The sequence below is a fragment of the Bacillus sp. B25(2016b) genome (assembly GCF_001679765.1).
Lineage (GTDB): Bacteria > Bacillota > Bacilli > Bacillales > Bacillaceae_G > Bacillus_A > Bacillus_A thuringiensis_K.
The window spans coordinates 4154669-4169224 of sequence record NZ_CP016285.1; the positions used below are offsets into that span (position 1 = coordinate 4154669).

The window sequence follows — 14556 nt, forward strand, 5'->3', positions numbered from 1 at the left end:
AAAACCTGCTTTTTTACGAAATCATTTGCAAAATAGCAATAACTTCTTTTTCAATTTCCGAATCATCAATTGCTTCTATATACTCTGGTTTAAAAAGTTGATACTTCTTTAGTTGATAAAAATCAAGTATCGCTTTCTTTAACGTAATATCGTACTGAATACAAAAAGAATGATCTATAATACGTCTTAACATCACGTCATCTTGCACCATAAATAATTGTGCGTTCATTTTATTAAAGTAACCTTGTTCCATACCAGCTTCAAAAAACATTTGCAAATTATGATTACGATTTTGTTGCGCAGCGACTAACTGATCAGATAAGTGCGGATATGCCTCTTTCAAATCTTGTAAAAAGACATCTGAAATATACGTCACACATTTTAAAGAGTGAATAAACGTCTTTTGGAAACGTTCTGTAAAAGACATACTTTCATCTTGATTATCCGCATCTCCTTCAAGAAGGTAGTTCATAAAATCTTCTACCACAGCTTCAATAATCTCATCTTTTGAAGAAAAACGTTTATATAAAGTAGCTTTACTAATATCCATATACTTCGCAATTTCATCTATTTTCAATTGACTAAAACTCGTTTTTCTAATAACGGGCTTTATTTTATTAATATAAGTGTTTGCACATGCAACTTTTCTCATTAAAAGAGCCTCCCCTTTTGTCCATACAAGATAGTATAGCAAATTCACAATTAATTATAAATGAAGTCACTATACTCAATATATCTTTTTAGTTTAAGGGGTCATTTATACTATAGAAAAATGCCCGCTACCTTTATAAGTAACGAGCATTTTTTCTATACTTTATTTACAGCTCTCCTTATAGCTTCCCCTATTTCCATACTAGACTGCGGGTTTTGCCCTGTAATTAAACGCCCATCTACTACAACATGCGGCGTGAAATTTGGAGCCACATAAAACAAAGCCCCTTCTTCTTTCAATTTACTTTCTAATAAAAACGGCACTCGCTTTTCTAAATGCACAGCTTTTTCCTCATCATTTGTATAACCTGTTATACGCTTACCGGCAACAAAAAACGAACCATCTTTATTTTTCACACCGACTAAAGAACTTACTCCGTGACAAACAGCCGCCACAATCCGGTTATTGTTGTACATATTTTCAATCAAATTTGCAACATACGGATTACCCGCAAAATCTACAATCGCCCCGTGCCCACCACCAAATAAAACCGCATCATAATCCGAAAAATGAACCGTTGAGATCGGATTCGTATTTTGCAACAAAGATGCAACATGCTTAAACTCACGAGGTATTCCGTTCGGAATAGACACTCTATCAATCGGTACTCTACCACCCTGTATCGACACAATATCAACATCGAACTTAGCTTTTTTAAACAAATTATAAGGAGCTGCGAGCTCTTCCAACCACAAACCAGTCGGGTGTCCATTCATATCATGAGCGCTTGTTGAAACTAACAATATCCTTTTCAACATATCCCCTCCTTACTACCTATTTATGTATGGAGTGTTCTTATCATTCATATAGCAAGCGAAAAAAACGATAACAATAAGCTGACCTTTTGTATAAAATTCAGCTTATTGTTATCGTTTGAATTCTTTCGTACGAAGATGTTCACAACTGTATAGCTTTTATCTCCAACGCCACGCAATTGTTGTATCCTCCATATGAATAGCAGGTATATCAATCCTTAAATACCGCTGATCATCCTCATCAAAAATAGACCAATTTTCTTCATGTAAAAATTCAGGGTCTATGCTTTCAAAATCAAATGCACTATCTTCGTCTACCATCTCACGAAAATATTTTTGGAACGTTTTACTATTCTCGTATAGACGAATTGTTCCATACATCCATGGCATATCTCCAAAAACATCTTTAATTTCACCTATCTCCATATCCTTAAAATACAACTTCATATTTGCACCTTCTTATCCATGAATGACAAGGATACCTCATCATATTTTAAAATAGTTATTTTTAACATTTCTTTCTTAAACATATCTTCCCCCTCACAGTCTGAGATACCTTTTTTAAGTTCAAAATATAAACAAAAAAAATAGCCGACTTTTATATAAAAGTCGGCTGCTTTCTTATAGTTCGAGCTCTCCCATGCGAAGAAGCTCAACAACTGCTTGTGAACGTCCTTTAACCCCTAGCTTTTGCATTGCGTTTGAGATGTGGTTGCGAACTGTCTTTTCACTTATAAAAAGTTCACCTGCAATTTCCTTCGTTGTTTTATCTTGAACCAGCAATTCAAATACTTCTCTCTCTCTCTTTGTGAGTAAAGGTTTAGATTGATACGCTTTTTCCTTCAACTGGTATAACCCTCCTTGCTTAAGCCAGAGCTGTGTATGTGTAAGTTGGGTGTTTATTTAGTCAAGATATTGTATGAACGAAATGTGCAGGTGGTGAATGAAAATGGGCTTTATTTCACATGTTATTTTAGACTTTTATACAGTGCGTACACTCTTTTTATCCACTTACTTTCCAACGCGCCATATTTGTTCTAGCAATATACTTACAACCGTACCTACAAATAAACCATTACCGAATATATATTGCATAACAGACGGCAAGGATTGGAGTGCTCCAGACGGTAAAAACATAACGCCGCTGCCAAATAATACTGCAACGCCTAAAATCGTTACATTCCTTTCACTCATCGGCACTTGTTTTATATTATTAAATCCAATTCCAATTAACTGTACGAACGAAGCCATTAAAACAGCCGATGCGACAGCTGATGGTAAAGATGCTAAGTAACGAATAATACTTGGAAAAAGAGACATTACGACTAGTAACGCACATGCCATTAAGAACGATCGTATATACTTTTGTTTTGTTAAACGTATAAATCCTGCCGTTGCTGGTAACGGAACGACACCTACAGTTGAAAATACAGAAGAGATGATATGTGAAATCCCCCCAACCCATGTTCCATCTTTCAACTGTTTTTGTTCAATAGCCGCTTTATGAATAGTTGCTTGATTAATTGCTATAATAGCTGCCACCGTATTCGAAACTAAAATACATACCATAACGAAACTTGATACAGCCATACCTGTATTCCATTTTGGAAGTCCCCAAGCAAATATATGTGGAAGTTGCACAAAATGAGTTACTTGAGATGGGATTGTCACTTTTCCTGCAATGAGAAAAATAACCCACCCACTAATTAATCCTATTAAAACTGCATAACTTTTGACAAAGCCTTTTCCAAAATTAGATAGTATAATAACGAACAGAAATATACTAAACGCGATCATTGCTGTAAATCCGTCGATTTGAGAAATAGTAGCTGTAATTCCTAACATTCCTTTTAAAAATACACCACTTAATTGTAAACATAATAAAAGTAAAAACGTCCCTGTCACAAGCGGCGTAAATAAAAATAAAATACGTCCTATAAAACCAGTTACTCCTAATCCTATTAAAATAACACCGGAGATTATCATTCCTAATTCTAAAATTTGCAGTGTACTATGTAATTGATCCTGTCCGGCCGTTGCATAAGCAAGTACGGTAAATACACCAACCCAAGATCCAGCCGGCCCATCCGCAATTGGCAGTCTATGCCCAAGCCACCCTTGTAAAAAAGAAGATATACCAACTACAAAAAACGTACGCTGCATTAAATAAAATATTTCTTCCGTCGTAAGATGAAATAATCCGCCAACGACAATTGGTAGTGCGATTGAATTTGCTAATAAAAATATAAACCATTGCAAAGTTCCCATAATATGATTTTGGTTATGTTGATTGTCCAATTTTTTCATCCCTTCTAGCTTTCCTATAAAAATATATTGTAAGAATAAAAAAGAAGAGTTCTATACTCACCATTAGAACCCTCCTCAAAATATTTAAACGATTCTTCTACACAAGATTATTTAATTCCACCTCATTTAAACTTCCAACAACAATATTTCCTTTATACACGACTAAACGTTTTTCTGTTTGACGCGCTACTGCTTCAGCAGCGCATGTCGCATTCGTCAAAACAAAGCTCGCTTCATCCCCTACATTCGGCCATACTCGCTTTCCTTCATTATTTAACGTTTCTTTTCCTCCTGTAATAAAGCGGAGTGCTTTTCCTAAAGACCCTTCGTCACTCCACCCAAAACGCTCTGCTAATCGATTCGCCTTTTGAAGCATATCACCTGTTCCAAACGGTGACCAGTGATCTGTAATGCTATCATTTCCTAATGAAACCTTAACACCTTTTTTATCTAATAACGGAATTGGGATTACTTGTTTACCAATTGGCACTGTTGAAGTAATATCAATATTTACATTTGCGAGTCTTTCTGCCACTTCCTCAGCCTCTTTATCAGTAACACCACCAAGTCCAATTGCATGACTAATCGTTACACGGCCTTGCCATCCTGCTTCTTCTGTTAAACTTGCCAATCTCTTCATCGTAAACGTTCCAAGATTATTCGCATCGTGCAAATGAATATCAACATCCGCATTAAATTCTACTGCGATATCCATAATTGTATGTAATGACTTTTCAATGTCATTATCCACTGTAGCTGGATCTACCCCTCCAACTAGATGAGCACCCATACGCATCGCATCTTTCACGAGTTGCACAGAATCACTGCGCAATAATCCATGTTGCGGAAACGCAACAATTCTACTAGACACTCGATTTTTATATGTTTCTAATGCCGCTAACGTCGCCTCCAAATTACCAAGCCCAATAATCGGATCGACATTACAATGCGTTCTAATATTCGTTGCACCATTTTGCAGTAGTAACTCTAGCATATTTTTCGCTCTATTTTGGGCAGTCGCTAATTGCTTTGGTAAAATTTTTTCTTCTTCATTAAAACGTGTAAAAATACTTTCTGCTGGCATACAAGCTTTCCATGGGCCACTATAATATGTTTTATCAATGTGAATATGCATCTCTTTGAAAGCTGGCAACATTAATAAGTGCTTAGCATCAAAAGTTACTATATCTTCCTCTTGAATAATCCCTTTTATAATTTTTTTAATTCGACCATCTTCAATAAGTAAACTGCATAATTCTGTTTCTGTTTGTGAAATTCTCTCTTCTTCATATGTATATCCTGATTCAAGCATTACGTTATTCAACCAATATACTGTCATCTCTATTTCCCCACCCTTTATTAAAAATCAACTCATAACTACAAGTTTAATATCCACTGAAAATTAAGACAATTAATACGATCGCTTCTCACAAAAAAATGTAATACACCCCCATAGTCTTCTCATAAATTTCCATATAGAATAAAAGTATGCAGTTTGATATAAAAAGGAGTTGATTGGAATATGTCAAAAAAGTTATGTAAATCCGAAACTGATAAAATGCTATTTGGTATATGTGGTGGTTTAGGAGAATATTTTGATATTAGCTCTACTCTTATTCGTATCATTTGGATTATTGCTGTTTTATGTTTTGGGACAGGATTTTTAGTTTATTTCATTTGTTTATTACTTATGCCACGTTCGTACTAACGGCATCATTTCACATACTTAAGAAGAGCAAATCACCTATAGAATCCTATAGGTGATTTTTTCATGAAGAATATTTCATCGTTAAATGTAATACTGCCACTTCTTCTTCTTCATTTTTATAAATATGCTTCTTATTCGCTTCAAATTGAATGGAATCAAACTCATTTAATTCGTATACATCATTCTCCACTTGAATAGACACTTTCCCTTTCATTACCGTTACAAGCTCAATCGCACCTTCATGATGAGCTTCTGGTTCATATATACTATTTGATCGTAAACAAGCACGGTGCATTTCCATCCCTGTTTCTTTCGTATAACGGAACATCGTTTCTAAATGCCACGCTTGTCCTTCATCTACTGCAAATCCTTCTCCACAGCGCGCAACAGCTACAGGTTCTCCAACAACCATTAATCTGGATAAAGGAATTGATAACCCTTTCGTTATTTTCCAAATGACAGCTAGCGTCGGATTTGTTTCCCCTCTTTCGATCTTTCCTAATGTTAATTTACTAACTCCTGTTTTATGAGCTAATTCTTCTAAACTTAATTTCTGTTCATTTCGAATTTGTCTCAATAACTGTCCAACTTGTTGAATGACTTCTTTCGTTTGCATATCTTCATTTTCTTTCATATATAAAACCACCTTAAAGTATAAAATAGTTTACTTTTATTCACAAAAAGTATATCATACTATACATAATTATTTATTTTCGAAAGGAGTGCTATACTTCATGCGCGCAATTTTATTAGGCCTTTTATCATCGGCCTTTTTTTCTGCAACCTTTATTATCAATAGAGCAATGAATGTATCTGGAACGAGCTGGGCTTGGACAGCTTCCTTCCGTTTTTTATTTGCTCTTCCTATTTTATTCCTTATCGTTTTATTTCGCAAAAACTTTAGGGGATTATGGGAAGAGTTAAGAAAACATCCATTGGCATGGATCGGATGGGGTTCTGTTGCCGGTATTGGTTTTTATTCTTTATTAAGTTTTGCAGCTGTCTTTTCTCCAGCTTGGCTCGTTGCTGGAACTTGGCAAGTTACGATTTTAGCTGGTTTACTACTATCACCACTATTTTTCGTGAAAATAGAAACAAAATCAGGTACGAAACTTGTACGTGGAAAAATTCCACTTCGTAGCTTATATGTTGCATTATTTATTTTACTTGGTGTAATTTGTATGCAAGCAACTGCCGCAGGCCATATTACAATGACTCAGTTCATTTCAGGTTTTTTACCTGTCGTATTAGCCGCTTTCTTATATCCGTTCGGTAACCGAAAAATGATGGAGCTTGTTGGTGGACGCCTTGATACGTTCCAACGTGTATTAGGAATGGCAATTGGAAGTCTTCCTATAACAATCTTGCTTGGTATATACGGATTTTCTACTACTGGCATTCCAACATCCAACCAAATGCTTCAAGGATTTTTGTTAGCATTATGTTCCGGCGTTATTGCAACGATGACATTTTTCTTTGCTACTGACTTAGCAAAAGATAACCTCGCTCTACTTGGAGCTGTTGAAGCAACACAAGCTGGAACGATGGTCTTTACCGTACTTGGAGAAATCATTTTCTTAAATGGTTCACTCCCTGGAGGACTTTCTCTCATCGGAATGATTATTATCATGTTAGGAATGGTTGCAAATAGTATTTTAAACCGTTCTGTTCCAGTCGTTAAACAGAAAAAATCGGCATAAAAAAAGGGTATGGTTCTATAGAGATGAACCATACTCTTTTTTATTGTCCCCCTATTTCGCCTTATCAGAATAGTATTTCATTGGCTGCTTATACTAAAACTTATGTTATAATACGTTTCATGCGCATTAATAGGAGGTAAATTATGTTAAAAAAAGCAATCGCTGAATTTATTGGTACATTTGTACTTGTATTATTCGGAACTGGAGTAGCTGTCACTGGCGGCGGAATTGAAGGAATTGGAACATTAGGAATCGCTATGGCTTTCGGTCTATCTATTGTAGCTATGGCATATAGCATCGGAACAATTTCTGGATGTCACATTAACCCAGCAGTATCAGTAGCTATGTTCATCAACAAACGAATGAACGCTATGGAACTTTGTTATTATGTATTAGCTCAAATTTTAGGTGGTTTATTAGGAACTGCAACGTTAGTAACAATTTTAAAATCTGCTAAAACACCTTTAGATAATTTAGGACAAAATGGTTTCGGAACTCTTGGTTTATCTGGAGCATTTTTAGTTGAGTTCATTTTGACTTTCGTATTTATTTTAGTTATCGTTGCTGTAACAGGTAAAAAAGGAAGTTCTTCTTTAGCTGGACTAGTAATTGGTTTCACATTAGTTTTAATTCACTTATTAGGAATTCCGTTAACTGGAACATCTGTTAACCCAGCTCGTAGTATCGCACCAGCTTTATTTGTTGGTGGAGAAGCACTTTCTCAACTATGGGTATTCATCGTAGCACCAATTCTTGGTGGTATCTTCGCAGCTATCGTAGGTAAATTCATTTTAAATACTGAAAAATAGAATTTTCAATATTTCTGAATAAAAAAAGGCGAGCCCTCATTATGAGGAAGCTCGCTTTTTTTATTCTTTCATTTTAGACTTTAAATTTGTAACTAATTGATCTACCGTTACATTTGCAAGTACGTTTTCCATCGCTTCTTGCGCTTGCATTAAAATAATTTCTAATACTGATTGAATATTAGCTCCTACTGGACATTCAATGTTGGGATTTTCATGGAAGGAAAATAGCTGTCCTTCTTCTACAACTTCCACTGCTTTATATACATCAAGTAATGTAATTTCTTCTAAATCTCGAGCAAGTGTCGTACCACCTTTACCAGCTTGTACATCAACAAGTCCTGCTCTCTTCAACATTCCTGTAATGCGACGAATCACAACTGGATTTGTATTCACACTACCGGCAATCCATTCAGAGGTACAGCGAGAGTTTCGATCTATCGCAAGTAATGTCAGCATATGAACACCTACTGTAAAACGACTACTAATCCCCATCTGCACACCCTCCTTTTTATTCATTCTATTAAAAGACGACTCTTATTATTATATACTATTTTTAATTTATACATAAAGAAAAAGCATGATTTCAATAGGAAATCATGCTTTTCTCTCATTATTGACGCTTTATAAATTTCGCTAAATCTTTAAATTTCACTTTATCTGAGTAATTCATTACCCCGTTTACGTAAATGCGGCTTGTAACAGCATTTAATACCGCAATTGTCGCCAATAAGACTGCTAATGTTATCGTAATTTCTAGCATACCTGCTTCACCAGCTACAATACGTGAGAAGGTAACCATCGGTGTAAAAAATGGAACGTAAGAACTTACAACAACGATAGTACTATTCGGATCACTTAATGATTTAATACTAATAAAGAATGCAGCCATAATTAAAATCATTACCGGGAAAGATACAGCTTGTAAATCCTCCGTCTTAGACACAACAGCTCCAGCAGCAGCATACATCATCGCATAAAGTAAATATCCCGTAATGAAATAAACAAGAAACATGCTGATAACCTTTGCATCTAATTTCGTAAAGTCAATTGGAATACCAAATAGTGAGGCACTTTCTAAATCGACCCAACCTAACAAATATGGAATAAGATAACCACACGCCAATATGACAAGTTGCAATAACGCCGTTGAAACAACCGCTAAAATTTTCGCATACATCATCGTAAGAGGCTTCACTTTCGGAAGCATTACTTCCATTACACGTGACGCCTTTTCAGATGCAATATTCATTGCGATTGTATTTCCGAACGCTACAATAAACATATATAAAGCAAATGTAAAGAAATAGGCAATTCCGAAAGAAGATGTACGATCTTTTATCGCTTCTTGCTTTACTTGAATTTCTGTTTGTAATTGCTGTGCAATTTCTGGTGAAACATTATTTTTGGCAATCGTCACCATCGTATATTGTTGCTTTAAATATCCTGCCATAATTGCAGAAGTTGCTTGGCTTGGAAATCCATTATACATATATGTAATCGATGGAGCCCCACCCTTTTCCGTCACATGGAATAGACCATCTAAATCACCTTCTTCTACTTGCTTATGCAGTTTATCAAAATCATCCTTTGAACCAATTGTTATTTTTGCTGATGGCAATAGCTTATTTAGCTCATCCTTTTGAACTTTATATGTGGAACTCTCTACTACAACTGCAATTTTATCTTTATCCTTATTTTTATCATCGCCTGAAGTAAAATGATTAAATGCAAAAATCCCAAACACAACTAAAAATAAAATCGCACTCGTAATTAATGATTTTTTAGATAAAAATGCTTCCCTAAAATAAAATGAAAATACGTGAGAAAATTTACGCATCGTTATTTCGCCCTCTCTACAAAGATTTCGTTTAACGTCGGCTCTAACATTTTGAATTGTCGTAAGCTAACACCTTGCTCTTGCAACTGTTGCAAAATCTTGAGAGCTTCCGCATCGTCTTGTACTTTCACATAAAGAAGGCCTTGTTGTTTTTCATACGATACATGTATAGCTTCTAATCCCTTTTCATTCTCTACTGTATCTTCAATCGTTAAATTACGGAAACCGTATTCTTTCTTAATATCACTTAGCTGTCCTTTTACGACTGCTTCACCTTTTTTCAAAATACATACATGTTGGCAAAAAGCCTCTACTTGTTCCATACGATGACTTGATAAAATAATCGTCTTTCCGCTCTGTACTTGTTCTTCAATAATACTAGATAACATCCCAGCATTAACTGGATCAAGGCCGCTGAATGGTTCATCTAAAATGAGAAGTTCCGGATTATGAAGAAGAGCAGCAATTAATTGGATTTTTTGCTGATTCCCTTTTGAAAGCTCTCCAGCCGTTTTAAATTTATATTCTGGTATCGCTAAACGCTCTAACCAGTGATCAATAGCGTGATCCACTTCTTTCTTCGACATTCCTTCTAATCTACCAAAATATCGCAGCTGATCTATTACTCTACTTTTTGTATATAAACCTCTTTCTTCTGGTAAATACCCAATTGTTACACCACTATTTCCAAATGCTTTTCCATCCCATGTAATCGAACCTTCATTAGGCGTTAATAATCCGAGAAGCATTTTGATTGTTGTTGTTTTCCCTGCACCATTTCGTCCAAGTAACCCTAGTACTTCACCTTTTGGTAACGAAATTTGCAAACCGTTAACTGCTTTTGATTCCCCAAATTGTTTCGTTAAGTTTTGAATTTGTAAACTCAAGTATAAAGCCTCCCCTTTAGTATCATTCGTACTCTCTTTCAAAGACTATGTTTATTCAAGACAAAATATAGCACCACGCTTCATCCTCTTATATGTAAACATCGTCATTAATCCATCATTTGTTCTATTTAGTTAAAATTGTAAATAACAAATTTCTTTTTGTCAATTATAATTGTCATTACGACAATAAAACTTGTCAAAATAACTATTATTATTTTGCTCATCTTTCTAATATAGGACATACTACTATATATACAAAAGACAATATGCAAATGTTCATATAAAAATATTATATTTTAATATATAATATAAAATGATTTTCTAACATCAAGGAGGATACATATGAAGATGAAGAGGGGCATTACCACTTTATTATCTGTAGCGGTTCTATCTACATCACTTGTAGCATGTTCAGGAACACCAGAGAAAACAGTGGCAAAAGAAGAGAAAGTAAAATTAACAGAACAACAATTAATGGCTGATTTATGGTATCAAACAGCCGGTGAAGCGAAAGCACTTTACTACCAAGGGTACAACATTGGTCAATTAAAGCTTGATGCAATTCTTGCAAAAGGGACAGAGAAAAAACCTGCTATCGTGCTTGATTTAGACGAAACTGTTTTAGATAACAGTCCTCATCAAGCAATGAGCGTAAAAACAGGCAAAGGCTATCCTTACAAATGGGATGATTGGATTAGCAAAGCTGAGGCTGAAGCCCTTCCAGGCGCAATTGATTTCTTAAAATATACAGAGTCTAAAGGTGTAGATATTTACTACATCTCAAATCGTAAAACGAATCAACTAGATGCAACAATTAAAAATCTTGAGCGTGTAGGTGCTCCTCAAGCAACGAAAGAACATATATTACTACAAGATCCGAAAGAAAAAGGAAAAGAAAAACGCCGTGAACTCGTTTCTCAAACTCATGATATTGTCTTATTCTTCGGTGATAACTTATCTGATTTCACAGGTTTTGATGGAAAATCTGTAAAAGATCGTAACCAAACAGTAGCAGATTCAAAAGCACAATTTGGTGAGAAATTCATTATTTTCCCGAATCCAATGTATGGCGATTGGGAAGGCGCTTTATATGATTATGATTTCAAAAAATCAGATGCAGAAAAAGATAAAATCCGTCGCGACAACTTAAAATCATTTGAAGTAAAATAAAAGAGGATGGCATTCGCCATCCTCTTTTATTTTACTTTCTCTGTTAAAGGCAAGATAAATACTTCCACACGTCTATTCTTTGCCTTTCCTTCTTGTGTATCGTTTGGAGCAATTGAACGGTATTCTCCGTATCCAATCGCACTAAATTTTTCTGGTTGTAATTCTTTATTTTGCAGTAATACTTGCATAAAATTAACTGCCCGCTGCGTACTTAATTCCCAATTCGACGCAAACTGCGCATTGGCAATAGGGACATTATCTGTATGACCCGATACTGTAATTTCACGAGGTGACGCTGAAACAAGTAAGCTAGACATCTCTTTTGCAATCCCTAAAGATTCTAATTTCACATCTGCTTTCCCCGAATCAAACAGTATATTTTCTAATATTGTCACCATTAATCCCTTTTCAGTTAATTTAGTTTGAAAAGAAGAGGATAATTGTTTTTCATTAATATATTGATCAATCTTTTTTTGTAATGCTTTCAATTCATCCATCTCTTTTTTTTCTTTAGCTCTAGCTTCTTCTTGTTTTTTTGCTTGTTCTGCCTCAAGGCTACTTGCTGATAATTCTTTTTCATCATTTGGCTTTTGATCACTTAAAAATTCTTTGTTACCTGTTCCCCCAGCTAATTCACTTCGAAAAGCAACTGCCATCTGTTTAAACTTCGCAGCATCTATACTACTCATTGCGAATAAAACGATAAACAATGCAAATAACAACGTTAACATATCAGAATATGGGATTAACCACGTTTCATCGATATGCTCATCATGTTTTTTCTTTTTACCTCTTCTATTTTTCTTACTCCGCATTTTTTTCTGCTCCTTTTTCTAGCTTTTTACGCTCAGTTGCAGAAAGTGCACCTAAAATGCGGTTCTTCATAATAAACGGATATGTACCTTCTTGTAACATTAATAAACAATCAATGATTAAACGTTTTTTCTCAATTTCAGCTGAAGATTTTTGCTTTAACTTATTTGCAAATGGATGCCATAATACATAACCTGAAAAAATACCAAAAATCGTTGCAATAAACGCACCCGAAATAGCATGACCTAACTTTTCAATATCAGTTAAGTTACCAAGCGCAGCTACAAGACCGATAACAGCACCTAAAACTCCTAATGTCGGTGCATACGTACCAGCTTGTGAAAAAATAGCAGCTCCCTTTGCATGTCTTTCTTCAATTGCCTCTAATTCAGATTCCAAAATCTGCTCTAAATCTTCTGCGGATACGCCATCAATCACAAATTTCATACCGCGCAAAAGAAATTCATCTTGAATTTTGTCTAATTGTTGCTCTAAAGACAAAATACCGTATTTTCTACTTTCAGATGTCCAATGAACAAATAATTCTAGCAACTGTTCATAACTTAAATCCTTTTTATTTGAACCAAAAAGAACTTTAAATAGTTTTGGAACCCTTTTTAGTTGATTCATCGGAAATGCAATACATACTGCAGCAAATGTACCGATAAAAATAATTAATGCTGCGGCAGGATTTAATAAGGCTGTTATGTCAGCGCCCTTGACGACCATCCCTACTACCACTGCTACAAATCCTAAAATAAGTCCAATAATTGTTGCAAAATCCATTCCCATTCACTCCTAGTCTATACAAGAAGTTCTCTATTCTCGATAATCGCTACATCTTCTTATGTATATATATTACATAAAAAATGCATTTCATGAAAGATAAGAAATGAATTATATAAAAAAATACTACAAATTCACACATTTTCTGACATTTTCTTTGCATTTCTATTACGTTATGACTCTTATATTCCTTTTCCAACAAACTAGATTTATAATAAAAAAAACATTACACATTTTATGAAGAAGGGACTGTGATTACAAGGCATCATGAAAAAGATAATAATTATTTCTGCCACTACTATTGTAATCGGTATCACATCTTTCGCTTACTTTGGTTCTAAAACACCACTAAATAATGAAGCAAAAGCTGTCGAAAGTCAAAAGCATAATAACCATAAAAAAGAAGAGATTCCTGCTTTTCCAAAAGCTGATCATAATGCAAAGAAAATAGACAATGACTTTTCAGTTGTAACAAATCCAAAATCTAATCTTGTCTTAATTAATAAACATCGAAAACTACCAGATGGATACATTCCTGAAGACTTAACGAGACCAAATGTACCATTTATTAGTCCAAAAGATAAAGAAAAAACATTGCTGCGAAAAGATGCTGCAGAGGCACTTGAAAACATGTTTAAAGCTGCGAAAAAAGAAGGGCTTGATCTTACAGCTGTATCTGGTTATCGTTCATACAAACGCCAAAAATCGTTGCATGATACATACGTTAGACGTCAAGGAAAAGCCGAAGCTAATTCGGTAAGCGCAATTCCTGGTACAAGTGAACACCAAACGGGTTTAGCAATGGATATTAGTTCAAAATCAGCTAAATTTCAATTAGAGCCTATCTTCGGGGAGACAGCAGAAGGAAAATGGGTCGCAGAACACGCTCATGAATTCGGCTTTGTCATTCGTTACTTAGAAGATAAAACAGATACAACAGAATATGCATATGAACCATGGCACTTACGCTACGTTGGTAATCCATACGCTACATACCTATATAAACATCACTTAACATTAGAAGAAGCGATGGAAGACAAAAAATAAAAGAGCAAATTGCTCTCTTATTTTT

17 protein-coding genes are annotated in these 14556 nt (G+C 35.0%); 5 read left to right on the forward strand and 12 right to left on the reverse strand.

All coding sequences use genetic code 11. From position 1 onward, the window contains the following. Positions 1 to 13 precede the first annotated feature (13 nt). The 6 genes from BAQ53_RS21230 to BAQ53_RS21255 all read right to left on the reverse strand — a co-directional run bounded on the left by BAQ53_RS21230 (position 14) and on the right by BAQ53_RS21255 (position 5113). Positions 14 to 652, reverse strand: a complete 639-nt coding sequence (locus tag BAQ53_RS21230; RefSeq protein ID WP_001233028.1) for a TetR/AcrR family transcriptional regulator — start codon at positions 650 to 652, stop codon at positions 14 to 16. Positions 653 to 807: 155 nt separating this feature from the next. After that, entirely contained in the window at positions 808 to 1470 is a 663-nt protein-coding gene (locus BAQ53_RS21235; protein ID WP_208906221.1) for a type 1 glutamine amidotransferase domain-containing protein, read from the reverse strand. 156 nt (positions 1471 to 1626) lie between these two features. Continuing rightward, positions 1627 to 1914 (reverse strand): hypothetical protein, encoded by a 288-nt coding sequence (locus BAQ53_RS21240; protein ID WP_000780763.1) that lies wholly within the window; start codon positions 1912 to 1914, stop codon positions 1627 to 1629. 174 nt (positions 1915 to 2088) lie between these two features. Then, a complete protein-coding gene (gene gerE / locus BAQ53_RS21245) occupies positions 2089 to 2313 on the reverse strand; it encodes a spore germination transcription factor GerE (RefSeq protein WP_000659484.1) in 225 nt (74 codons plus the stop codon). Between the two features lie 165 nt (positions 2314 to 2478). Further along, entirely contained in the window at positions 2479 to 3774 is a 1296-nt protein-coding gene (locus BAQ53_RS21250; protein ID WP_208906222.1) for a purine/pyrimidine permease, read from the reverse strand. Positions 3775 to 3871: 97 nt separating this feature from the next. Beyond that, positions 3872 to 5113: an amidohydrolase family protein gene (locus BAQ53_RS21255; protein WP_000219553.1), complete on the reverse strand. Its 1242-nt coding sequence runs from the start codon at positions 5111 to 5113 to the stop codon at positions 3872 to 3874. 183 nt (positions 5114 to 5296) lie between these two features. On the opposite strand from BAQ53_RS21255, the gene BAQ53_RS21260 reads away from it, so the two are divergent. Beyond that, on the forward strand, positions 5297 to 5482 hold the full coding sequence (locus BAQ53_RS21260; protein WP_000038409.1) for a PspC domain-containing protein: 186 nt from the start codon (positions 5297 to 5299) through the stop codon (positions 5480 to 5482). Positions 5483 to 5543: 61 nt separating this feature from the next. Here BAQ53_RS21260 and BAQ53_RS21265 read toward each other — a convergent pair whose 3' ends face one another. Continuing rightward, entirely contained in the window at positions 5544 to 6116 is a 573-nt protein-coding gene (locus tag BAQ53_RS21265) for a helix-turn-helix domain-containing protein (RefSeq protein WP_000661924.1), read from the reverse strand. A 100-nt stretch (positions 6117 to 6216) separates the two neighbouring features. On the opposite strand from BAQ53_RS21265, the gene BAQ53_RS21270 reads away from it, so the two are divergent. Together BAQ53_RS21270 and BAQ53_RS21275 are read left to right on the forward strand one after the other, a co-directional pair. Then, positions 6217 to 7182, forward strand: coding sequence for a DMT family transporter (locus BAQ53_RS21270; RefSeq protein WP_001201638.1), 966 nt, complete (start codon positions 6217 to 6219; stop codon positions 7180 to 7182). A gap of 143 nt (positions 7183 to 7325) precedes the next feature. Next, positions 7326 to 7991, forward strand: coding sequence for an aquaporin (locus BAQ53_RS21275; RefSeq protein WP_000913213.1), 666 nt, complete (start codon positions 7326 to 7328; stop codon positions 7989 to 7991). 60 nt (positions 7992 to 8051) lie between these two features. On the opposite strand, the gene BAQ53_RS21280 is transcribed toward BAQ53_RS21275, so the two are convergent. The 3 genes from BAQ53_RS21280 to BAQ53_RS21290 all read right to left on the reverse strand — a co-directional run bounded on the left by BAQ53_RS21280 (position 8052) and on the right by BAQ53_RS21290 (position 10715). Further along, on the reverse strand, positions 8052 to 8483 hold the full coding sequence (locus BAQ53_RS21280) for an Rrf2 family transcriptional regulator (protein ID WP_000512998.1): 432 nt from the start codon (positions 8481 to 8483) through the stop codon (positions 8052 to 8054). Between the two features lie 118 nt (positions 8484 to 8601). Then, complete coding sequence (locus BAQ53_RS21285) at positions 8602 to 9828, reverse strand: ABC transporter permease (protein WP_001224980.1); 1227 nt, start codon at positions 9826 to 9828, stop codon at positions 8602 to 8604. Positions 9829 to 9830: 2 nt separating this feature from the next. Then, positions 9831 to 10715: an ABC transporter ATP-binding protein gene (locus tag BAQ53_RS21290; RefSeq protein WP_000058121.1), complete on the reverse strand. Its 885-nt coding sequence runs from the start codon at positions 10713 to 10715 to the stop codon at positions 9831 to 9833. A 342-nt stretch (positions 10716 to 11057) separates the two neighbouring features. Here BAQ53_RS21290 and BAQ53_RS21295 point away from each other — a divergent pair, with 342 nt between their 5' ends. After that, complete coding sequence (locus tag BAQ53_RS21295) at positions 11058 to 11885, forward strand: 5'-nucleotidase, lipoprotein e(P4) family (protein ID WP_000782758.1); 828 nt, start codon at positions 11058 to 11060, stop codon at positions 11883 to 11885. A 26-nt stretch (positions 11886 to 11911) separates the two neighbouring features. On the opposite strand, the gene motB is transcribed toward BAQ53_RS21295, so the two are convergent. Together motB and motA are read right to left on the reverse strand one after the other, a co-directional pair. Continuing rightward, positions 11912 to 12700, reverse strand: a complete 789-nt coding sequence (gene motB, locus BAQ53_RS21300) for a flagellar motor protein MotB (RefSeq protein WP_001256734.1) — start codon at positions 12698 to 12700, stop codon at positions 11912 to 11914. Next, entirely contained in the window at positions 12690 to 13484 is a 795-nt protein-coding gene (gene motA, locus BAQ53_RS21305; protein WP_000344853.1) for a flagellar motor stator protein MotA, read from the reverse strand. The genes motB and motA overlap by 11 nt, the downstream gene beginning before the upstream one ends. A gap of 267 nt (positions 13485 to 13751) precedes the next feature. Here motA and BAQ53_RS21310 point away from each other — a divergent pair, with 267 nt between their 5' ends. After that, complete coding sequence (locus BAQ53_RS21310) at positions 13752 to 14531, forward strand: M15 family metallopeptidase (protein WP_000720203.1); 780 nt, start codon at positions 13752 to 13754, stop codon at positions 14529 to 14531. The last annotated feature ends 25 nt before the right edge of the window (positions 14532 to 14556 follow it).

What these genes read in the sequence shown, in the direction of transcription:
- BAQ53_RS21250 (WP_208906222.1), bottom strand. Translation starts at nt 3,774, where the DNA reads ATGAAAAAATTGGACAATCAACATAACCAAAATCATATTATGGGAACT.
- motA (WP_000344853.1), bottom strand. Translation starts at nt 13,484, where the DNA reads ATGGATTTTGCAACAATTATTGGACTTATTTTAGGATTTGTAGCAGTG.
- BAQ53_RS21265 (WP_000661924.1), bottom strand. Translation starts at nt 6,116, where the DNA reads ATGAAAGAAAATGAAGATATGCAAACGAAAGAAGTCATTCAACAAGTT.
- BAQ53_RS21255 (WP_000219553.1), bottom strand. Translation starts at nt 5,113, where the DNA reads ATGACAGTATATTGGTTGAATAACGTAATGCTTGAATCAGGATATACA.
- motB (WP_001256734.1), bottom strand. Translation starts at nt 12,700, where the DNA reads ATGCGGAGTAAGAAAAATAGAAGAGGTAAAAAGAAAAAACATGATGAG.
- BAQ53_RS21285 (WP_001224980.1), bottom strand. Translation starts at nt 9,828, where the DNA reads ATGCGTAAATTTTCTCACGTATTTTCATTTTATTTTAGGGAAGCATTT.
- BAQ53_RS21240 (WP_000780763.1), bottom strand. Translation starts at nt 1,914, where the DNA reads ATGAAGTTGTATTTTAAGGATATGGAGATAGGTGAAATTAAAGATGTT.
- BAQ53_RS21295 (WP_000782758.1), top strand. Translation starts at nt 11,058, where the DNA reads ATGAAGATGAAGAGGGGCATTACCACTTTATTATCTGTAGCGGTTCTA.
- BAQ53_RS21235 (WP_208906221.1), bottom strand. Translation starts at nt 1,470, where the DNA reads ATGTTGAAAAGGATATTGTTAGTTTCAACAAGCGCTCATGATATGAAT.
- BAQ53_RS21280 (WP_000512998.1), bottom strand. Translation starts at nt 8,483, where the DNA reads ATGGGGATTAGTAGTCGTTTTACAGTAGGTGTTCATATGCTGACATTA.
- BAQ53_RS21260 (WP_000038409.1), top strand. Translation starts at nt 5,297, where the DNA reads ATGTCAAAAAAGTTATGTAAATCCGAAACTGATAAAATGCTATTTGGT.
- BAQ53_RS21275 (WP_000913213.1), top strand. Translation starts at nt 7,326, where the DNA reads ATGTTAAAAAAAGCAATCGCTGAATTTATTGGTACATTTGTACTTGTA.
- BAQ53_RS21230 (WP_001233028.1), bottom strand. Translation starts at nt 652, where the DNA reads ATGAGAAAAGTTGCATGTGCAAACACTTATATTAATAAAATAAAGCCC.
- BAQ53_RS21270 (WP_001201638.1), top strand. Translation starts at nt 6,217, where the DNA reads ATGCGCGCAATTTTATTAGGCCTTTTATCATCGGCCTTTTTTTCTGCA.
- BAQ53_RS21310 (WP_000720203.1), top strand. Translation starts at nt 13,752, where the DNA reads ATGAAAAAGATAATAATTATTTCTGCCACTACTATTGTAATCGGTATC.